The 20,817-nt window shown below is 60.8% G+C and carries 18 protein-coding genes and 1 pseudogene; 16 read left to right on the top strand and 3 right to left on the bottom strand.

Features of this window, described 5'->3' with window-relative positions; translation table 11 throughout:
- Positions 1–122: 122 nt before the first annotated feature.
- Together phnE (F3I21_RS07315) and phnE (F3I21_RS07310) are read left to right on the top strand one after the other, a co-directional pair.
- Complete coding sequence (phnE, locus tag F3I21_RS07315; protein ID WP_058757354.1) at positions 123–986, top strand: phosphonate ABC transporter, permease protein PhnE; 864 nt, start codon at positions 123–125, stop codon at positions 984–986.
- Positions 983–1,867, top strand: coding sequence for a phosphonate ABC transporter, permease protein PhnE (gene phnE, locus F3I21_RS07310; RefSeq protein ID WP_150058620.1), 885 nt, complete (start codon positions 983–985; stop codon positions 1,865–1,867). Before phnE (F3I21_RS07315) ends, phnE (F3I21_RS07310) begins: the two co-directional genes overlap by 4 nt.
- Here the strand turns inward: phnE (F3I21_RS07310) and F3I21_RS07305 are convergent.
- A pseudogene (locus F3I21_RS07305) lies at positions 1,821–4,407 on the bottom strand (ATP-binding protein). The gene phnE (F3I21_RS07310) and the pseudogene F3I21_RS07305 overlap by 47 nt on opposite strands.
- A 144-nt stretch (positions 4,408–4,551) precedes the next feature.
- On the opposite strand from F3I21_RS07305, the gene F3I21_RS07300 reads away from it, so the two are divergent.
- The 6 genes from F3I21_RS07300 (at position 4,552) to F3I21_RS07275 (ending at position 10,858) form a co-directional block, all read left to right on the top strand.
- Entirely contained in the window at positions 4,552–6,057 is a 1,506-nt protein-coding gene (locus F3I21_RS07300; protein ID WP_150058619.1) for a sugar ABC transporter ATP-binding protein, read from the top strand.
- A gap of 10 nt (positions 6,058–6,067) precedes the next feature.
- A complete protein-coding gene (locus F3I21_RS07295; protein ID WP_021509811.1) occupies positions 6,068–7,051 on the top strand; it encodes a COG4158 family protein in 984 nt (327 codons plus the stop codon).
- A gap of 200 nt (positions 7,052–7,251) precedes the next feature.
- The gene (locus tag F3I21_RS07290) at positions 7,252–8,190 is read left to right on the top strand and encodes an ABC transporter substrate-binding protein (protein WP_150058618.1); all 939 of its coding nucleotides are present in this window, start codon (positions 7,252–7,254) and stop codon (positions 8,188–8,190) included.
- A gap of 57 nt (positions 8,191–8,247) precedes the next feature.
- Positions 8,248–8,931, top strand: a complete 684-nt coding sequence (locus F3I21_RS07285; protein ID WP_150058617.1) for a D-lyxose/D-mannose family sugar isomerase — start codon at positions 8,248–8,250, stop codon at positions 8,929–8,931.
- A gap of 12 nt (positions 8,932–8,943) precedes the next feature.
- A complete protein-coding gene (locus F3I21_RS07280) occupies positions 8,944–9,804 on the top strand; it encodes a ketose 1,6-bisphosphate aldolase (protein WP_150058616.1) in 861 nt (286 codons plus the stop codon).
- A gap of 1 nt (position 9,805) precedes the next feature.
- Positions 9,806–10,858 (top strand): carbohydrate kinase family protein, encoded by a 1,053-nt coding sequence (locus F3I21_RS07275; protein WP_150058615.1) that lies wholly within the window; start codon positions 9,806–9,808, stop codon positions 10,856–10,858.
- Here F3I21_RS07275 and F3I21_RS07270 read toward each other — a convergent pair.
- On the bottom strand, positions 10,795–11,541 hold the full coding sequence (locus tag F3I21_RS07270; RefSeq protein ID WP_021509816.1) for a response regulator: 747 nt from the start codon (positions 11,539–11,541) through the stop codon (positions 10,795–10,797). The genes F3I21_RS07275 and F3I21_RS07270 overlap by 64 nt on opposite strands.
- 454 nt (positions 11,542–11,995) lie before the next feature.
- Here F3I21_RS07270 and F3I21_RS07265 point away from each other — a divergent pair, with 454 nt between their 5' ends.
- Together F3I21_RS07265 and F3I21_RS07260 are read left to right on the top strand one after the other, a co-directional pair.
- Complete coding sequence (locus F3I21_RS07265; RefSeq protein ID WP_021509817.1) at positions 11,996–13,294, top strand: NCS2 family permease; 1,299 nt, start codon at positions 11,996–11,998, stop codon at positions 13,292–13,294.
- A gap of 260 nt (positions 13,295–13,554) precedes the next feature.
- Entirely contained in the window at positions 13,555–13,929 is a 375-nt protein-coding gene (locus F3I21_RS07260; protein WP_223815644.1) for a hypothetical protein, read from the top strand.
- A gap of 46 nt (positions 13,930–13,975) precedes the next feature.
- On the opposite strand, the gene F3I21_RS07255 is transcribed toward F3I21_RS07260, so the two are convergent.
- Positions 13,976–15,430: an AMP nucleosidase gene (locus F3I21_RS07255; protein ID WP_021509819.1), complete on the bottom strand. Its 1,455-nt coding sequence runs from the start codon at positions 15,428–15,430 to the stop codon at positions 13,976–13,978.
- Between the two features lie 74 nt (positions 15,431–15,504).
- Here F3I21_RS07255 and F3I21_RS23180 point away from each other — a divergent pair, with 74 nt between their 5' ends.
- From F3I21_RS23180 to F3I21_RS07230, 6 genes are all read left to right on the top strand, one after another.
- Positions 15,505–15,666 carry a hypothetical protein gene (locus F3I21_RS23180; protein ID WP_155519940.1) on the top strand — a complete coding sequence of 54 codons (162 nt, stop codon included), beginning with the start codon at positions 15,505–15,507 and terminating at the stop codon, positions 15,664–15,666.
- 162 nt (positions 15,667–15,828) lie between these two features.
- Positions 15,829–16,887, top strand: a complete 1,059-nt coding sequence (locus F3I21_RS07250) for a branched-chain amino acid ABC transporter substrate-binding protein (RefSeq protein ID WP_190286084.1) — start codon at positions 15,829–15,831, stop codon at positions 16,885–16,887.
- An 81-nt stretch (positions 16,888–16,968) separates the two neighbouring features.
- Positions 16,969–17,883, top strand: a complete 915-nt coding sequence (locus tag F3I21_RS07245; protein WP_021509822.1) for a branched-chain amino acid ABC transporter permease — start codon at positions 16,969–16,971, stop codon at positions 17,881–17,883.
- Between the two features lie 10 nt (positions 17,884–17,893).
- Entirely contained in the window at positions 17,894–19,177 is a 1,284-nt protein-coding gene (gene livM, locus F3I21_RS07240) for a high-affinity branched-chain amino acid ABC transporter permease LivM (RefSeq protein ID WP_150058613.1), read from the top strand.
- Complete coding sequence (locus tag F3I21_RS07235; protein WP_021509824.1) at positions 19,170–20,045, top strand: ABC transporter ATP-binding protein; 876 nt, start codon at positions 19,170–19,172, stop codon at positions 20,043–20,045. The genes livM and F3I21_RS07235 overlap by 8 nt, the downstream gene beginning before the upstream one ends.
- Positions 20,038–20,787 (top strand): ABC transporter ATP-binding protein, encoded by a 750-nt coding sequence (locus tag F3I21_RS07230; protein WP_150058612.1) that lies wholly within the window; start codon positions 20,038–20,040, stop codon positions 20,785–20,787. Before F3I21_RS07235 ends, F3I21_RS07230 begins: the two co-directional genes overlap by 8 nt.
- Positions 20,788–20,817 lie beyond the last annotated feature (30 nt).

The raw sequence follows: 20,817 nt of genomic DNA, 5'->3' as shown, positions 1-20,817 counted from the left end.
CAGGGCAACGCGTGGCAAGGTGCGCATCAATGCGCACCCTACGACGCCATGCAGACAATATTGTAGGGTCGCCATTTATGGCGACCTGATTACCCTGCTGGCATCAACAAAGGATCTCTCCCTTGACCGATTTCGAACACTACTACCAACGTATTCGCCGCCAGCAAAAGCGCGACACGCTGCTGTGGTCGCTGCTGCTGGTGGCGCTCTATCTCGCGGCCGGCAACGTGGCGGAATTCAACCTGGTCACGGTCTGGCAATCGCTGCCTCACTTCTTTGACTACATCGGCGCGACGCTGCCGGTGCTGCACCTGCCGCTGCTGTTCGCGGACGTCAAAACCGAGGGTTCGCTGGCTTACTGGGGCTATCGCCTGCACTTTCAGCTGCCGCTGATCTGGGAAACCCTGCAGCTGGCGCTGTCCTCCACCCTGATTGCGGTACTGATCGCCGCCGTGCTGGCGTTTTTCGCCGCTGATAACACCCAGACGCCGCGCAGCCTGCGCATGGCGATTCGCGCCTTTGTTGCCTTCCTGCGCACCATGCCGGAGCTGGCGTGGGCGGTCATGTTCGTGATGGCGTTCGGCATCGGTGCCATCCCCGGCTTTCTGGCGCTGGCGCTGCACACCATCGGCAGTCTGACCAAACTGTTCTACGAATCAATTGAGAGCGCCTCCGATAAACCGGTGCGCGGTCTCGCCGCCTGTGGTGCCAGCAAGCTGCAGCGTATGCGCTTCGCCTTCTGGCCGCAGGTGAAACCGACCTTTCTCTCCTACAGCTTTATGCGGCTGGAAATTAACTTCCGCTCCTCCACCATCCTCGGGCTGGTGGGCGCGGGTGGCATCGGTCAGGAGCTGATGACCAACATCAAACTGGATCGCTACGATCAGGTCAGCATGACGCTGCTGCTGATCATCGTGGTGGTGTCGCTGCTGGATACGCTATCCGGCTGGCTGCGCCGCCGTGTGGTAGAAGGAGACGTAAAATGATCGCCTTAGCGCCCGACGTGGCGAAACTGAAACAGCAGCACGCTGCACTGTTTGCCGCGCAAAACCGTTATCTGCGCCGCATCGCGCTGATTGCGCTGGCGCTGGTGCTCTACTATCTGTTCTTCTTCAGCGTGTTCGGCATCGACTGGCAGCGCTTTGCCATCGGCTGCCAGCAGCTCGGACGCTATTTCCTGCGCATGTTCGTCTGGCAGGATTTCGTCAACTGGCCGTTTGGCTACTATTTCTCGCAGGTCGGCATCACGCTGGCTATCGTGTTTGCCGGCACGCTCACCGCCACCGCCATCGCGCTGCCGGTCTCCTTTCTGGCGGCGCGCAATGTGATGCACGATCCGCTGACGCGGCCGATATCGCTGCTGGTGCGCCGGCTGCTGGATGTGCTGCGCGGCATCGACATGGCCATCTGGGGATTGATCTTCGTGCGGGCGGTAGGCATGGGGCCGCTGGCCGGGGTGCTGGCGATTGTGATGCAGGACATCGGCCTGCTGGGCAAGCTGTATGCCGAAGGGCATGAAGCGGTTGAACGCTCACCCAGTCGCGGCCTGAGCGCAGTGGGGGCCAACAGCCTGCAAAAACACCGTTACGGCATTTTTACCCAATCGTTTCCCACCTTTCTCGCGCTGAGTCTGTATCAGATTGAGTCCAACACCCGCTCGGCGGCGGTGCTGGGCTTTGTCGGCGCCGGTGGCGTCGGGCTGGTCTACGCCGAAAACATGCGCCTGTGGAACTGGGATGTGGTGATGTTCCTGACCGTGATTCTGGTGGTCGTGGTGATGGTGATGGACGCCATTTCCAGCCGGCTGCGTAAACGCTACATCACCGGGAAAGGGGTGCCGCTGTGGCAGCCTGCCGCGCGCGACTGAGCCGTTCACTGCGCTGCCAGGCGCGCTCCAGCGCCTGCACCAGCTGCGCCTGCTGCCAGGGTTTCGCCAGCCGTTCACACAGCGGCAGCGTCACCGGCGTCTGGCGCAGATCCTGACCGCTGATCAGCAGGGTGGCCAGCTGTGGCCACTGCTGCTGCGCCTGACGAATCACATCCGCACCGTTCAGGGCACCCGGCAGCATCAGGTCACTGATCAGCAAATCGATATCCGGCGTCTGGCGCAGCAGCGTCAGCGCACTCTCGCCGTCAGCACACTCCAGCGTCAGATAACCCAGCTGATGCAGATGTTCGCACAGCGTCTGTCGCACCGCCGGCTCGTCATCCAGCACCAGGATCAGCCGATCGCGGCTGGCACGTGGCGTCAGCACCGGCGCGCTCACCAGCGGCTGCGCGGCTTCCGGCGCACGCGGCAGCAGCAGCCGCACCGTGGTGCCCTGGCCCGGCGCGGTCTCCAGTTCGATCTGTCCGCCGGACTGGCGCACAAATCCGTACACCATCGACAGCCCCAGCCCGCTGCCGCTGCCGGTGGCTTTGGTGGTAAAGAAGGGTTCAAACACCTGTTCCCGCACCTCGGCGGACATGCCGCAGCCGTGGTCAATCACTTCAATGGTGACGCGGTCGCGCTTGCCATCAGCCTCCTGAATTCGCTGATTCCAGATGCGCAGGCGGATCTCGCCGCTCTGGCGCTCCATGGCATCGCGCGCGTTCACCACCAGATTCATCAGGGCGTTCTCCAGCTGGCCGGCATCAATCCACGCCGGCCAGCCGGGGCGCTGCGCATCCACCACCAGATGCTGGCCGGGCAGCAGGGAGTGCTGCAGCAGCGACTGCAGATTTTCCACCAGCTCCACCACCGCAACGGCACGCGGATAAAGCGCCTGCTTGCGTGAGAAGGCCAGCAGACGCTGCGTCAGCTGAGCGGCACGATCGGCGGCCAGCCGCGCGCGCTCAATGCGGCTGGCCAGCGTGCCGGGCGGCAGCTGATCGACGGTCAGCGCCAGGCTGCCGATGATCACCGCCAGCAAATTATTGAAATCGTGCGCCAGGCCGCCAGTTAGCTGACCGACCGCTTTCATCTTCTGGCTGTGCAGCAGTGCCGCTTCCAGCGCCTTACGCGAGGTGCGCTCCAGCACCGTGTTGACCATGCCGCGCCGCGGCACCGGGCTGAAGCGCAGTTCCAGCGTGCGGCCATCCGGTAACCTCACTTCCTGCGCGTCGTGCAGGCTGCTGAGCTGCACATCGACGCGATCGAGCAAACGCTGATAGTGCATGCCGCGATGCAGCTCGCGCGGTGCGAAGCCCAGCAGTTCGGCGTACTGCTGGGCTTCGCACCACCAGCTGCCCGCTGTTATCAAACAGCGCGAAGCCGTCGCGCATGGCGAGGAAGGTCGATTCCAGCTGGTTGCTTTTCTCTTTCAGCAGCTGCGAGGTGTGCGCCAGCGAAGCGGTGTTGCGGGCGAACACGTTAAAGGCGCGCGCCAGATCGCCCAGCTCATCGCGCCGTGCCAGGCCGGGCACGCTGACGCTTTTCTCCCCCTGCGCCAGCCGCGTCATGGCGTGCGCGATGGCGGTAAGGCTGGAACCGAGATTGCGGTAGATGTAGTAACCGGCGTAACCGGTAATCAGCAGCGCCAGTAGCATAAACAGACCGATGAAACCGATGATCGAATCCAGTTCCTGATGAGCGGTGGCGCTGCGCGCATCGCTCTGCTGCGCCACCAGCTGAACGTAGTGGGTGATGTCTTCGTTGAGCATCGCCACCAGCGCCTTGATGCGATACGTGGCGTAGGCGATGGCGATATCACTCTGCTCCAGCTGATCGGCCACCGGCAGCAGCTGCTGGCAGGTGCTGACCAGCCGCGCGCGCTGCATCGCCAGCACGCCCTGCAGCGGCAGCGCAGACCAGATCGGCAGCACGCTGTTGAGCTGTTGCACTGCGGCCTGCGGCGTGGCGGACTGAATTGCCACGGTTAACAGCGCGGCCGTCTGCTGGCGCAGCGGCAGAAACGCGCCGTCGCTGGCCAGCAGGTCGATACGGTTGAGCAGCAGCTGCGCCTGCCACAGGCCGCTGAGCATCACGTTACGCTGTAAATGGCGCTGATGCCCCTCCAGCAGCAGCTGGCTGATGCTTTGCTCCAGCATCTGGCTGCGCTCGCGGATGCGTGCCAGCAGCGCCGGCTGCTGTGCGGCCAGCGGCGCGCTGGCCAGCTGGCTCAGCGACTGCTGCAGCGCCTGCTGGGTCTGCTGCAGACGCGCCGACTCGCTCTGGTATTCGAGCGCGCCCACCACCTGCGCCAGCCGCACCGCGGCGATGGCGACATTGGCCGTATCACGCGCCAGCGCCAGGCTGCCGTTCATATCGGCCAGCGTTTGTGCCTGCGCCTGCTCCTGAATGTGACCGGCGTGGCGAAAACCGAAAATAGCCACCAGGCTCACCGCCAGCGTAACGCTCACCACCAGCAGGTTAAACATCAGCAGGCGCCCGCGCGCGCCGGCGTGCCAGTGCAGACTGTGACTCATTGCTGCCGCTCCTCACCGCTCAACTCCGGCGAGTATAGAAGCGCGGCCGGGGCGCAATATGACAAATATGAACGGCGTCTGACATTTTCCATTTATCTGGCGTTGCTTAACTCGCGGCTATCCACTGGCAGCAGGAGCCTGAAGATGGCGGCGACACCGATATTAGAAATGCGGGCAATTACCCGGCGCTTCGGCAGCTTCTATGCGCTGAAAGGCGTCGACCTGACCGTCTGGCCGGGTGAAGTGCACGCGCTGATGGGCGAAAACGGTGCCGGTAAAAGTACCTTAATGAAGATTCTGGCCGGCGCGTATACCGCCAGCAGCGGGGAAATTCTTATCGATGGTCAACCCTACGCCATCCGGGGCCCGAAAGAGGCGCTGGCGGCAGGGATCACCCTGATTTATCAGGAAATCAACCTGGCACCGAATCTGACGGTGGCGGAAAACATCTTTCTCGGCAGTGAAATTTCCCGTGGCGGGCTGGTGAAGCGTCGCCAGATGGCGGAAGAAGCGCAGCAGGTGATTAACCGCCTTGGCGCGCAGTTCAGCGCCACCGATCTGGTGAGTCGCCTGAGCATCGCCGAACAGCAGCAGGTGGAAATTGCCCGCGCGCTGCATCGCAACAGCCGCATCCTGGTGATGGACGAACCCACCGCTGCGCTCTCGAATCGCGAAACCGAACAGCTGTTTGCGCTGATCAAACGCCTGCGCAGCGAAGGCATGGCGATCATCTACATCAGCCACCGCATGGCGGAGGTGTATGAACTCTCCGATCGCGTCAGCGTGCTGCGCGACGGCCAGTACGTCGGCAGCCTGACGCGCGAACAGCTGAACGCCAGCGAACTGGTGCGCATGATGGTCGGCCGTCCGCTCAGCGATCTGTTCAACAAAGATCGCGCCATTACCTTCGGCGAAATTCGCCTGGCGGTAAATCATCTGACCGACAACCGCAAAGTGCATCCCAGCAGCCTCGCGGTGCGCGCCGGGGAGATCGTCGGACTGGCCGGACTGGTCGGTGCCGGCCGCAGCGAGCTGGCGCAGCTGATTTTTGGCGTGCATCAGCCAGCCGGCGGGGAAATCTGGATCGACGGTGAAAAAGTGCAGATTCACTCGCCGCGAGACGCGATTGCGCGCGGCATCGGTTTCCTGACCGAAAACCGCAAAGAGCAGGGGCTGTTTCTGGAACTGGAGGCGCAGGAAAACATCGTGATGGCCACGCTTGAGCGCGATGCCAGCTACGGCCTGCTTAACCGGCGCAAAGGGCAGAAGATCGCCAGCGAGGCGATTCAATCACTGAATATCCGCGTGCCGCACGCCCAGGTGCGCGCTGGCGGCTTATCCGGCGGCAACCAGCAGAAGCTGCTGATTTCGCGCTGGGTTTCGATAGCGCCGCGCATCCTGATTCTGGATGAGCCGACGCGCGGCGTAGATGTCGGCGCCAAGAGTGAAATCTACCGCATGATGAACCAGATGGCGCAGCAGGGCGTGGCGATTTTGATGATCTCCAGCGAGCTGCCGGAAGTGGTGGGCATGAGTGACCGCGTATACGTGATGCGCGAAGGCACCATCGCCGGCGAGCTGAGCGGCGAGCAGATTAGCCAGGAAAACATAATGACACTGGCCACCGGCGCGCAGCCGGTCCAGGCCTGAGGAGACGGGAATGACCAGTGAAACCGCACGCGTAAAAAGTCCAACGCTAAAACGTGCGTTGATGAGTGACCTGCTGCAAACCGTGGGTATCTTGCCGATTCTGATCCTGATCGTGGCGGTATTTGGCTTTGTCGCTCCGAACTTTTTTACCGAAGCTAACCTGCTGAATATCACGCGTCAGGCCTCCATCAACATTGTGCTGGCGGCGGGCATGACGTTTGTCATTCTCACCGGCGGTATTGACCTGTCGGTTGGCTCAATGCTGGGCACCACGGCGGTGGTGGCGATGGTGGTGTCGCTCGATCCGGCGTTTGCCGGGCTGACCATCCCCGCCGCGCTCGGAGCCGGGCTGATCATGGGGCTGTTCAACGGCATTCTGGTCGCCTGGGCGGGCCTGCCGCCGTTTATCGTCACGCTGGGCACCTATACCGCGCTGCGCGGGGCGGCCTATCTGCTGGCTAACGGCACCACGGTAATCAATTCAGACATCAACTTTGAGTGGATAGGCAACGGTTATCTCGGACCGATCCCGTGGCTGATTATCATTGCGTTTGCGGTGATTGCGCTGTGCTGGTTTATTTTGCGTCGCACCACGCTTGGCGTGCACATCTATGCGGTGGGCGGCAACATGCAGGCAGCGCGCCTGACCGGCATCAAAGTCGGTGCGGTGCTGGTGTTTGTCTACGCCATGAGCGGCCTGCTGTCCGGGCTGGGTGGCCTGATGAGCGCATCGCGGTTGTACAGCGCTAACGGCAACCTTGGCGTGGGCTATGAGCTGGACGCGATCGCCGCGGTGATTCTGGGCGGGACCAGCTTTGTCGGCGGCATTGGCACCATTACCGGCACGCTGATTGGCGCGCTGATTATCGCCACGCTGAACAACGGCATGACGCTGATGGGCGTGTCGTACTTCTGGCAGCTGGTGATTAAGGGCGGGGTGATCATTATTGCGGTGCTGATCGATAAGTACCGTACACGGCATCACGTGGGGTGAGTGGCGGGCGCTGGCCCTGGCCCTCACCCCAACCCTCTCCCGCTCGCGGGAGAGGGGGCTGTCCGGAGAGAAGATTTAGAAAACAAGTGCTTCACCTGAACACCACGCAGAACGGTTCCCTCTCTCGCGGGCGGGAGAGGGCCAGGGTGAGGGCAAAGGCAATCAGGGCATAAAACCAAAAAAGCAGGAGAACATCGACTATGCGTTTTAATCCGATTATCACCGGACTGCTGGCCGCGACACTGTTAAGTGCGCCATTTGTGCAGGCCAAAGAACTGAAATCCATCGGCGTGACGGTGGGCGATCTGGCTAACCCGTTCTTCGTCCAGATCACCAAAGGGGCGGAGCTCAAGGCGCGTCAGCTGGCGGGCGATAAGGTCAACGTGACGCTGGTCTCCAGCGGCTATGATCTTGGCCAGCAGGTGGCGCAGATTGACAACTTCATTGCCGCTAAAGTGGACATGATCATCCTCAACGCCGCCGACTCCAAAGGCATCGCGCCGGCGGTGAAGCGGGCGCGTGATGCCGGCATCGTGGTAGTAGCGGTGGACGTGGCCGCGGACGGTGCCAATGCCACCATCACCTCTGACAACACCCAGGCCGGGGCCATGGCCTGTAAATACATCTCCGACCGCCTGAAAGCCAAAGGCAACGTGGTCATCATCAACGGACCACCGGTGTCAGCGGTGCAGAACCGCGTGGAAGGCTGCATGAATGAGCTGAAAACCCACCCGGATATCAAACTGCTCTCTTACAACCAGAACGCCAAAGGCAGTCGCGAAGGCGGACTGGAAGTGATGACCGGTCTGCTGTCGGCCAATCCGAAGATTGATGCCGTGTTCGCCATCAACGATCCTACCGCTATCGGTGCCGATCTGGCGGCGAAACAGGCGCAGCGTAGCGAATTCTTTATCGTCGGCGTCGATGGATCGCCAGACGGCGAAGAGGCGCTGAAGCGCAAAGGCTCGCTGTTTGTCGCAACGCCAGCCCAGGATCCGCAGGTGATGGCGGCCAAAGCAGTTGAGATTGGCTATGACATCCTGCAGGGCAAGCCAGCGCCGGATAAGCCGGTGCTGATTCCGGTAACGCTGATCGATCGTAACAATGTCAGCAGCTACAAAGGCTGGACGGTGAAATAAGCCACACGGGCGTCGCGGTGCACACTGCGCGCCGCGACGCCCGCCGGAGACGCAGCTATGCAACGTTCCGAAGTTAACGCGATTTTGCAACTGACCCGCGAATTCTTTCTGCGGCAGGATGTGCATCTGCCGCCGTGGGCCGATTACGGTCTCAGCCAGTGGCGCGAGCTGGACACCTCAGCCGCTGCCGAACTGCTGGCGCTGCATCTCGGCTGGGATGTCACCAGTTTTGGTGCCGATGATTTCAGCCAGACCGGCCTGACGCTGTTTACCCTGCGCAACGGTTCACGCGGCGGACAGCCGTGGGGCAAACCGTATGCGGAGAAGATCATGCACGTGCGCGAAGGGCAGGTGACGCCGATGCATTATCATCCGCAAAAAATGGAAGACATTATCAACCGCGGCGGTGGCAACCTGATTGTCACGCTACACAATCGCGACGGCGATCGGCTGGCGGATTCGCCGGTACAGGTCACGCTGGATGGCATCTGCCAGACCCATGCCGCCGGTTCCCAGCTGCGGCTGTCACCCGGCGAGAGCGTCACGTTACTGCCCGGTGTCTGGCACAGCTTCTGGGGCGAAACCGGCTACGGCGATGTGCTGGTGGGCGAAGTCTCCATGCCCAATGACGATGAGCACGACAACGTCTTTCTTACCCCGCTGGCGCGCTTTAATCCGATTGATGAGGATGAAGCGCCGCGCTGGCTGCTGTGTAACGAATATCACCGCTGGCTGGCATAACAGGAGTGTTCCATGGCACTGATCTCTCTGGCGCAGGGCCTCGCCCATGCGCAGCAGCACGGTTACGCGCTCGGCGCGTTCAACGTTCTCGACACCCACTTTCTGCGCGCGCTGTTCCATGCGGCGGAACAGCAGCGTTCGCCGTTTATCATCAACATTGCCGAGGTGCATTTTAAATACGTCAGCCTGGAACCGCTGATCGCCGCTATCCGTGCCGAAGCGGCGCTGCACGCCATCCCGGTGGTGCTCAACCTCGATCACGGCCTGCATTTTGATGCAGTGATGCGGGCAATTCGCCTCGGCTTCACCTCGGTAATGTTCGATGGTTCAACCCTGAGCTATGACGAGAACATTCGCCAGACGCGGGAAGTGGTGAAAATGTGTCACGCGCTGGGCATTTCGGTCGAGGCTGAGCTGGGCGCCGTGGGCGGCGATGAGGGGGGCGCGCTGTTTGGCGAAGCGGACAGCAATAAATTCACCGACCCGGCGCTGGCGGCGGAATTTGTCCAGGCAACCGGCATCGACTGCCTCGCCGTGGCCATCGGCAACGCGCACGGCAAATACAAAGGCGAGCCCAGGCTTGATTTTGACCGTCTGGCGGCAATTCGCGCAGCGGCCGGCATTCCGCTGGTGCTGCACGGTGGTTCCGGCATCAGCGACGCCGATTTCCGCCGCGCCATCAGCCTCGGCATCCACAAAATCAACTTCTACACCGGTATGTCGCAGGCGGCGCTCGGGGCGATTGAAACGCAAATCACCCAGCGCGACGCGCGCTACGACTCGTTCGCCGAACTGTTAATGGCGGTTGAACGCGACATCGCCAGCGTTGTGGCCCAGCAGATGCAGGTGTTTGGCAGCGCCGGGAGGGCCTGACATGGCAGCACGCAACGGCATTCTGGCGGCGGGTAACATGCTGGTGGATCACGTGCAGCGCATCAGCCACTGGCCAGAACAGGGCTGGCTGGCGGAGATTAGCCACAGCGAGAAATGCAGCGGCGGTGCGGCACTGAATGTGCTGTTTACCCTGGCGCGCATGCAGGTCGATCTGCCGCTGGCCGCCGTGGGGATGCTGGGCGAGGACAGCGACGGCGATTACCTGCTGCAGCTGCTGGATGAACATCATGTGGATCGTCAGCACGTACAGCGTACCGGTGCGGCAGCCACGGCGATGACGCAGGTGATGACCGCGCCGGACGGTCAGCGCACCTTTTTTCACGCGCGCGGGGCTAATGCGCAGCTCGATGTGGCGCACTTCGCTCACCTCGCCACCGCGCACCGCATCTTCCACCTCGGCTATCTGCTGTTACTGGATAAGCTCGACCAGCCCGATGCGCAGTACGGTACCCGCAGCGCCCGGCTGCTGGCGGAGATGCAGCAGCGCGGCTATCTCACCTCGCTCGATCTGGTTTCGCGCGCCGGCGAGTATCAGGCGCTGGTGAAGCCGGCACTGCGCTGGCTCGATTATCTGGTGATTAACGAACTGGAAGCGCAGGCGCTCACCGGCATCGAGCTGCGCAGCAGTGGCACGCTGGCGTCACCGGCGGCGTTTGCTGCGGCGGCACGCTGGCTGCTGGCGCAGGGTGTGCGCCAGCGCGTGGTGATTCATGCACCGGAAGGTGCCTGGGGCCAGCAGCCAGCGGGCGACGGCCTGTGGCAGCCCGCCTGGTGCTTAGCGGCAGAGGAGATTGTCGGCAGCGTTGGGGCGGGCGATGCCTTCTGCGCCGGCGTGCTGTACGCCAGCCATCAGAACTACAGCCTGCAACAGACGTTAAAGCTGGCCCATACCTGCGCCAGCTTTAATCTGCATGCGGCCAACGCGCTGGACGGCATCCGGCCACTGAGCGAGATGCAGCGCTGGATGGATCAGGCGATTTGCGTTTCGCGCGCCGCGGCGGACGGGCGCATCACATCGGCGGAAAAAACATAGCCCAGTCCGCGAATGGTGCGGATCAGGATGGGCTGATGCGGATTAGCCTCGATTTTGCGTCTGAGGCGCATAATCAGCACATCAATGGTGCGATCGAACACGTCGAGGCTCTCGCTGTGGGTCAGCTCCAGCAGCTGGTCGCGCGTCAGGACTTTACGCGCGTGGCCGACCAGCGCGCGCAGCAGACTGTATTCGCCCTGAGTGAGCGGCACGCTTTCACGCTGCGGATTGAACAGCTGACAACGCACATCATCCAGCCGCCAGCCATTAAACTGCCAGCCCTCATCAATCACCGTTTCCGGCTGCGCCAGTCGCCCGCAGCGGCGCAGCGCCGCACGGGCCCGCGCCACCACCACACGGGGATTAAAGGGTTTGGCGATATAGTCGTCGGCGCCCATCTCCAGCCCAACCACCATATCGGCTTCCGATCCCATGCCGGTCAGCATGATCACCAGCAGCTCAGGGCGCTGACGCTGCATCTGCTGTAATACCAGCAGGCCGTTGGTATCGGGCAGCATCATATCCAGCATCACCAGGGAGATTTCCGGATGCTGCGCCAGCAGCGCCAGGGCGTCGCGCCCCTGATGACAGCTATAAACGGTAAACACATGTTCGCTCAGCACATCGTGCAGCAATTCGCAGATGGCACGATCATCATCAACGACCAGAATCGCGGGCTTCATTGCACTGCCTCTTTTGTTGCGAAAGGGTTAAACGCAGTGTAACCCGGCGTTTTTAAGCTGCTGAAACGCGCAGCAGAAACGTGAGCGCCATCGCCTGGCAGAGTGTGAAAGCGTGCGTTACCGCAATATTTCACCCCCGGCTGCGCACGGCGGGAAAACGTTTGCGCGCAGGTGGTGCAATGCACCATAATCGCGCCTCGTTCTGGTTCAGAATTTTCTTAGCCGCAACGGCACGCTGAAACGGAAACGATTGCGTCAGGGAGTGGCATAGCAATTGCTATGTGGACAGGGGATAGCACACGACGTTCTGCTGCCAGCGGTGGCAAAACGTCGGCATAAAAAAATAATTTTCCTCACTTTTTCCGCGTCAGCTTAGCCACCACGCGCGGAATAGCGGGAAAACGCCTTGGCAAGAGAGAGCAGGCCTGCGGGCCGTCTCCGCTGATGAGAGATGATGATGTTAGAAAAACTTTTTAAGTTAAAAGCTCACCACACCACGGTGCGCACCGAAATCATTGCCGGTATCACGACCTTTCTGGCAATGGCCTACATCCTGTTTGTGAACCCCAGCATCCTCGGGGCGACCGGTATGGATAAAGGCTCGGTGTTTGTCGCCACCTGTCTGGCCGCGGCCATCGGTTCGATTCTGATGGGCCTGATCGCCAACTATCCGATCGCGCTGGCACCGGGCATGGGCCTGAACGCCTTCTTCACCTACACCGTGGTGCTGCATATGGGCTACACCTGGCAGATCGCGCTGGGTGCGGTGTTCCTCTCGGCGGTGATCTTCTTTGCACTGTCGATTTTTAAAATTCGCGAATGGATTATTGCCAGCATTCCGCTGCCGCTGCGTGCCGGGATTGCGGCAGGCATTGGCCTGTTCCTCGCACTGATTGCGCTGGAAGGGGCGGGCATCGTGGTGGATAACCCGGCTACGCTGGTCGGTCTGGGCGACCTGACCAAACCGGGTCCGCTGCTGGCGCTGCTGGGCTTCTTTATCATTGTGGTGCTGGAAGCGCGTCGCGTGACCGGAGCCGTACTGATCGGCATTCTGGTTGTTACCTTTATCTCGATGGGCATTGGCCTGACGCCGTTCGCGGGCGTGTTCTCTGCGCCGCCGTCGATTGCGCCGACCTTTATGCAGCTGGATATCGCCGGCGCGTTCAACGTTGGCCTGGTGAGCGTGATCTTTGCGTTCCTGTTTGTCGACGTGTTTGATAACACCGGCACGCTGCTGGGCGTGACGAAACGCGCCGGTCTGGCCGATGAGCAGGGCAACGTGCCGAAAATGGGCCGTGCGCTGATCGCCGATAGCGCCGCTGCGCTGTTCGGTTCACTGCTGGGTACCTCAACCACCACCAGCTATGTGGAGTCCGCTGCGGGCGTCAGCGCCGGCGGTCGTACCGGTCTGACGGCGATTGTGGTCGCCATTCTGTTCCTGCTCAGCCTGTTCTTCTCGCCACTGGCGGGTAGCGTGCCGGTCTACGCCACGGCGCCAGCGCTGCTGTTCGTCGCGGTGCTGATGGCCTCCGGTCTGGCAGAAATTGACTGGAAAGATGTCACCACGGCGGCACCGGTCACCGTGACCGCGCTGACCATGCCGTTGACATACTCGATCGCCAACGGTATCGCCTTTGGTTTTATTACCTGGACGGTGGTGAAACTGCTGAGTGGCCGCACCAAAGAGGTCAATGCGGCGCTGGTGATTCTGTCGATTCTGTTTGTGATTAAACTCGGCTGGCTGAGTGCCTGATGCTGTGTAACGGAAGCCCGCCCGGGCTTCCGTGTAAGTTGTTACATTCGCGTAATGATTGTTTGCGTGATGTCTCGCAATTCCTGCCCGTCGCCACTTTTCACTTTCAGGCCTGTTGTTTACTGTCTTTCCGTAAATTCTGCCATGCGCAAATTTTTTGCCTGCTGTGGCGGGATCGTGGAATGTTTAATCGCTGCCGCTCTGCTTAAATAGCGGTGGAGTGAGGCGATGACACAAGGTTGTTGAAGAAGGACAAGATAATGGATTATCCCGTTTGCACGCTGCCGCATCGGTTGCCGCCTCGCCTTCTGGCGTTAAGAAATCAGGGAGCACCGCTAATGGTACGATTAACCCAACACGTAGAACAGCTTGCGAACACCACCCAGCTGTTACAGCAGGATGTTGCGGTCCTGACCGCGCGTTTTGAAAACCTTGCCACCAGAGCGGACGTGGAACGCGTGCGTACCGAACAGGGGCTGATGTGCAATCAACTGATGAATGAGATCGGTCAGGTGGAGAAACGCATCGATAAAAAGTTCGAACGGTTAAATGACAGACTGATCTGGACCCTCATGTTGCCGGCTATCCTCGCCGTACTGGCATGGTTGGTAAAAGTGGCGGTGCTTAAAATTTAAGGTTGCCAGCAGAAATCCGGCCCGTCCATGGGCCGGAACAGCGGATTTAGCGGAAGGGCGGTTCGTTGAAGGTACGTAGTTTCCTGGAGTGCAGTTTGTCACCCTCGGCGCGCAGCAGCTCAACGGCGCAGATGCCAATCTGCAGATGTTCCGAGATCGCGCCCTCATAGAAACGGTTGGCCTGGCCGGGCAGCTTGATCTCACCGTGCAGCGGTTTATCCGAGACGCACAGCAGGGTGCCGTACGGTACGCGGAAACGATAGCCCTGTGCGGCAATGGTGGCGCTCTCCATATCCACCGCCACTGCGCGGCTCAGGTTGAAGCGTAACGCAGATGCGGAGTAGCGCAGCTCCCAGTTGCGGTCGTCTGTGGTGACAACCGTACCGGTGCGCAGGCGCTGCTTCACCTCTTCGCCGGGCATACCACTGACTGCTTTGGTGGCGTCGTACAGGGCACGCTGCACCTCTGCAATGCTCGGGATCGGGATATCCGGCGGTAATACGCTGTCCAGCACGTGGTCGTCACGCAGATAGGCGTGTGCCAGCACGTAATCGCCGATGCTCTGGCTTTCACGCAGGCCACCGCAGTGACCAATCATCAGCCACGCATGTGGGCGCACCACCGCGAGGTGATCGCAGATGGTTTTGGCGTTCGACGGACCGACGCCAATATTCACCAGCGTGATGCCGCGACGGTTGGGCGAGGTTAAATGCCAGGCGGGCATCTGATGCTTCTTCCACGCCAGATCCGACATCATCGCCGTTGGGTCCTGCGTCTCCGCCGTGATCACCACATCGCCGGCGCAGGCGAGACTGTCGTACGGCGTGCTGGGATCCTGCACCTGCTCAATCGCCCAGCGCACGAACTCATCGACGTAGCGCGTGTAGTTGGTGAACAGCACAAACGGCTGGAAGTGTTCTACCGCGGTGCCGGTGTAGTGACGCAGGCGCGCCAGGGAGAAATCGGTGCGCAGCGCGTCGAAATGCGACAGCGGGAACAGCGCGTCGGCGTTGAACAGGCCATCAGCGGTTTCATCGCCAATCTGCGATAGTTCGGTCGTCGGGAAATGGCGCGCAATACTGGCGCTCATGGAGCGGTCCAGCGACAGGTCGGAGCCATCAATCACATAGGGATAAGGGATTTCCTGCTGTGACGGGCCCACCTCAATCAGCACGTCGTACTCTTTTTCGATCATCTGCAACTGTTCGCTGAGATAGTGACGCAGCAACGCCGGGCGCGTGATGGTCGTGCTGTAGCGGCCAGTGTGGGTAAAACGCCCCCAGGCGCGGGTGCGATTTTGCTGCGGGCCTTCACCCTGCCAGGTGATGCGCAGCTCCGGATAGACAAACAGCCCCTGCTGGCGCAGTCCGGCGTCCGGCAGTGTGCCGCTGGCAGTGAACGTGCGAATGGCGTTGCGCAGCGCTTCAACCGCGTCGTCATACAGACGCTCCAGTTGATCCAGCGCCTGCTCAGTGGTCAATCCGTTCCGTTGCGTATTCATAGATTCTCCTTCAGCAATTTGGACCGATTTGACCAGAGCATAGCGGATAAACCTCTCATCACGATGAAGAATCTGTGATCGACCGCATTCTGCACCATCACGGTGCTGGTAGGCGGCAAAAGGCTGGCTATGTTTATCAGGTGCAGGGAGGCCACATCGCACGTTTTCCGCCCGGCTGCGATGCCGCTGCAAAAAAATTGTCACCGATTGTCTTCTCTGGCGAGCTTTTTGCTTAAATTTCAACCGTGGTCGCACAGGCCACACTGCTCTCGAAGTGTTTCAGATTGATTTCTCCCAGGCCGTGGTATGGCTCCGTTCCTGACCCGTTGAGGATTGAAAGCATGTCTTTGAAATTCATAAAACACCCATTGAAGGTGGTGATGGCAGGTTGTTTAAGCATGGCGTTCTACGCGCAGGCTGACATAAAGATTGGCGTGGCCGGTCCGTTTACCGGACCGAATGCTACGTACGGTACACAATACTGGAAGGGCGCCAGCCAGGCTGCGGCGGACATTAACGCGGCGGGCGGCATAAACGGTGAAAAAATTGTGCTGGTGCAGGGCGATGACGCCTGCGAACCCAAGCAGGCGGTGGCCGTTGCCAACCGGCTGGTGGATCAGGACAAAGTGATGGCGGTGGTGGGCCATTTCTGCTCGTCCTCGACCATGCCAGCCTCAGAGGTGTATGACGAGGCGGGCGTACTGGCGATTACGCCCGGTTCAACTAATCCACAAATCACCGAGCGCGGCATGAAGACCCTGTTCCGAATGTGCGGGCGGGATGACCAGCAGGGGACAATTGCCGCTAACTATATTCTCGATACGTTGAAAGCGAAGAAGGTGGCGGTGATCCACGATAAAGATACTTACGGTCAGGGGCTGGCGGATGCCACCAAAGCGGCGCTGGAGAAACGCGGCGTCAAAGAGGTGCTGTATGAGGGGGTGTCGCGCGGTGAAAAAGACTTTAACGCGCTGGTCACCAAAATCGGCGCGGTGAAACCGGATGTGGTCTATTTCGGTGGCTGTCATCCGGAGGCGGGTCCGCTGGTGCGTCAGATGCGCGAGCAGGGCGTCAATGCGGCTTTCTTCTCCGGCGACTGCATCGTGACGGAAGAACTGGTGACTGCCGCCGGCGGTCCGCAGTTCACTAAAGGCGTGTACATGACCTTCGGCAATGATCCGCGCACCATCGCGGATGGCAAAGCGGTGATTGAAAAATTCCGCGCCAGCGGTTTTGAGCCGGAAGGGTATACGCTGTACGCCTACGCCTCCATTCAGGCTCTGGCCGCCGCCTACAAAGCGGCAGGTAAAGACAATGCCAAAGCCAGCGACTGGCTGAAGGCCAACAGCGTTGACACCGTGATGGGCAAGAAGGCGTGGGACGAAAAAGGCGACCTTAAAGTCTCGGATTACGTGGTCTATCAGTGGGATGACAAAGGCAAATATCACCAGCTGTAATTCGCTCTGCGGCCCCGCGCGCAGCGGGGCCGTTCGCATCTGAGCGTGTCCTGTGCACGCCTTCCACCTGCGAGAGACAATATGGACGCCTTCTTTATACAGCAGCTGATTAACGGCCTGACGCTGGGCGCGGTCTACGGGCTGATCGCCATCGGCTACACCATGGTTTACGGCATTATCGGCATGATCAACTTCGCCCACGGCGAGGTGTACATGATCTCTGCTTATCTGTGTGCGATCGGGCTGGCGCTGCTCAGCTACTTTGGCATTCACTCCTTTCCACTGCTGATCTTTGGCACGCTGTTGTTCACCATCGTGGTCACCGCCGCTTACGGCTGGGCCATTGAGCGCATTGCCTATCGTCCGCTGCGCAATTCCACCCGGCTGGCACCGCTGATCTCTGCCATTGGCATGTCGCTGATCCTGCAAAACTATGTGCAGCTCAGTCAGGGACCGAATCAGCAGGGCATTCCTACTCTGCTCAGTGGCGTGCTGCGTATGGAGATCGACGGCGGCGTGGTGCAAATCACCTGGACCAAAGTGTTTATCCTGGTGGCAGCGCTGTGCGGGATGGCGCTGCTGACCTGGATTATCCAGTACACCAAACTGGGCCGTATCTGCCGTGCGGTCCAGCAGGATCGGCGCATGGCGTCGATTCTCGGTATCAATACCGACCGGGTGATTTCGCTGGTGTTTGTCATCGGCGCGGCGATGGCCGGGCTGGCCGGGGTGCTGGTTACCATGAACTACGGCACGTTTGATTTCTACGCCGGCTTCATTATCGGCATCAAAGCCTTCACCGCGGCGGTGCTGGGGGGCATCGGTTCGCTGCCCGGTGCGATGCTGGGCGGTTTACTGCTGGGCGTGGCTGAAGCGCAGTTCGCCGGGCTGGTGAACTCCGATTACAAAGATGTGTTCTCGTTTTCGCTGCTGGTGGTGATTTTAATCTTCCGTCCGCAGGGACTGCTGGGCCGGCCGCTGGTCGCCAAAGTGTGAGGAAGCCAGAATGAAGGCAATGACGCAAACAAGCGGCATCCGTCAGGTGCTGCTCGACACGCTGCTGGCCGGTGCCGTCGCGCTGGTGGTGTTCGGCCCGGTGGTGGGCGTGGTGCTCAGCGGCTATAGCTTTACGCTGTCGCCGCTGCGCGTAGCGCTGCTGGTGGCGGTGGTGATGGCAGGACGTTTACTGCTGGGGCTGTTTCTGCATACCGCCGCGGGGCGCCGTTTTCTGCGCAACTTTGAGGGCAACGATGACGGCGTATATGTGCGTGAACCCGGTTACCGTTCGCGCCTGCGCTGGATAATACCGCTGCTGCTGGTTGTGGCCCTGGCGTTTCCGTTTCTCTCCAGCAAGTATCTGCTGACGGTGGCGATTCTCGGGCTGATCTACGTGCTGCTGGGACTCGGGCTCAATATCGTGGTCGGCCTCGCCGGGCTGCTCGATCTGGGCTATGTGGCGTTTTACGCCATTGGTGCTTACGGGCTGGCGCTGGGCTATCAGTATCTCGGGCTGGGTTTCTGGAGCATGATCCCCATCGCTGCGCTGCTGGCGGCATTGGCTGGTGCGCTGCTCGGCTTTCCGGTGCTGCGCATGCACGGTGACTATCTGGCTATCGTCACGCTCGGCTTCGGTGAAATTATCCGGCTGGTGCTGAACAACTGGCTGTCGTTCACCGGGGGGCCGAACGGCGTCTCGGTGCCGTCACCGACCTTTCTCGGCCTTGAATTCGCCCGCCGGGCAAAGGAGGGCGGCATACCGTACCACCAGTTTCTGCATCTCGATTACAACCCCAACATGAAGTTCATCTTTATCTACGTGGTGCTGGTAATGGTGGTGCTGCTGGTGCTGTTTATCAAGCACCGGCTGACGCGCATGCCGATTGGCCGGGCGTGGGAAGCGTTGCGTGAAGATGAAATTGCCTGTCGCGCCATGGGGCTGAATCACGTGCTGGTGAAGCTGTCGGCGTTTATGCTCGGCGCCTCAACCGCCGGTATCGCCGGGGTATTTTTCGCCAGCTATCAGGGGTTCGTTAATCCCACCTCGTTTACCTTTTTTGAGTCCGCGCTGATTCTGGCCATCGTGGTGCTGGGCGGAATGGGCTCGACGCTCGGCGTAGTGCTGGCCGCGTTTGTGCTGACGGTGGCGCCCGAGCTGCTGCGCAGCTTTGCCGAGTACCGCGTGCTGCTGTTTGGCATGTTGATGGTGCTGATGATGATCTGGCGTCCGCGCGGCCTGGTGCGCACCGCACGCGTTGGGGTGCCGCTGAGAAAAGGAGTACGCCATGAGTGATGCCATCCTGCAGGTGGATAACCTGATGATGCGCTTTGGCGGCATCAAAGCGCTGAATGATGTCAGCCTGCGCGTGGAGCGCGGCTCGGTCACCGCGCTGATTGGCCCCAACGGCGCGGGCAAAACCACGGTATTTAACTGCCTGACGGGATTTTATCGCGCCAGCGGCGGGCGCATTGTGCTCAATGCCCATCAGCGCAGCACCGATGTGATCCAGGTGCTGGGCCAGAAGATTCAGCCGGGTGACTGGCTGCGGCCGGCGCGGCTGGGCTCGCGTATCTGGTACAAGATGTTTGGCGGCGCACATCTGGTCAACCGCGCCGGTCTGGCGCGTACCTTTCAGAACATCCGCCTGTTTCGCGAGATGTCGGTGGTGGAGAACCTGCTGGTGGCGCAGCATATGCAGGTCAACCGTCAGCTGCTGGCCGGCATCCTCAATACCCGCGGCTATCGGGCAGCGGAGAGTCGCGCGCTCGATCGCGCTTTTTACTGGCTGGAGCGCGTTGATCTGGTCAGCAGTGCCAACCGGCTGGCCGGTACGCTCTCTTACGGCCAGCAGCGCCGGCTGGAGATTGCGCGCGCCATGTGCACCCGGCCGGAGCTGATCTGCCTGGATGAGCCCGCAGCGGGGCTTAATCCGGTCGAAACCGAGGCGCTGAGCCAGATTCTGCATCAGCTGCGCGCCGATCATCGCATCAGCGTGCTGTTGATTGAACACGATATGCCGATGGTGATGCGCATTTCCGATCACATCGTCGTGCTGGATCACGGTGACGTGATCGCCCAGGGCACGCCGCAGCAGATTCGACACGATGCGAAGGTGATCGCCGCTTATCTCGGCGCGGAAGAGGAGAGCGAGCATGGCTGAAGCAATGCTGGCGTTTGAACAGGTGGATGTGTTTTACGGCCCGGTGCAGGCGCTGAAGCAGGTGTCGCTGACCGTGGCGGAAGGGGAAACCGTGGCGCTGATTGGGGCCAACGGTGCGGGAAAATCCACGCTGCTGATGTCGATTTTTGGTCAGCCGCGCATTGCCAGCGGTGAAATTCGCCTGCGCGGAGAAGCCATCAGCCAGCGGTCGACCCATTTTATCGCCGCCAGCGGTATTGCCCAGGCGCCGGAAGGACGGCGCATCTTTCCGGATATGACGGTGGAAGAGAACCTGCTGATGGGCTCCATCGCCATCGGCGAGCGCTACATGAAGCAGGATAAAGAACGCATGTACACGCTGTTTCCACGCCTGCTGGAGCGGCGAAAACAGCGGGCAATGACGCTCTCCGGCGGCGAGCAGCAAATGCTGGCGATCGCCCGCGCGCTGATGAGCCGGCCGCGTCTGCTGCTGCTGGATGAACCCAGCCTCGGTCTGGCCCCGCTGGTGGTAAAGCAGATTTTCAGCATCCTGCGCGAGCTGACGCAGCAGGGCATAACGCTGTTTCTGGTGGAGCAGAACGCGCGCCACGCGCTGCAACTGGCGGATCGCGGGTATGTGATGGTCAATGGCGAAATTCGTCTGAGCGGCAGCGGCAGCGAACTGTTGCACAACGAAGAGGTGCGCAGCGCCTATCTGGGCGGCAGCGTCGGCGCGGGCGGGGAGTCAGCAAAAAGTTTGTAATAATGATTAAATGGTGACGGGAAACACTTT

Origin of the sequence: Pantoea sp. B_9, from assembly GCF_008632015.1 — a bacterium.
Classification (GTDB): Bacteria; Pseudomonadota; Gammaproteobacteria; order Enterobacterales; family Enterobacteriaceae; genus Pantoea; species Pantoea dispersa.
Note: the sequence above shows the minus strand (reverse complement) of the source record. Positions and strands in the feature narration are given on the sequence as shown.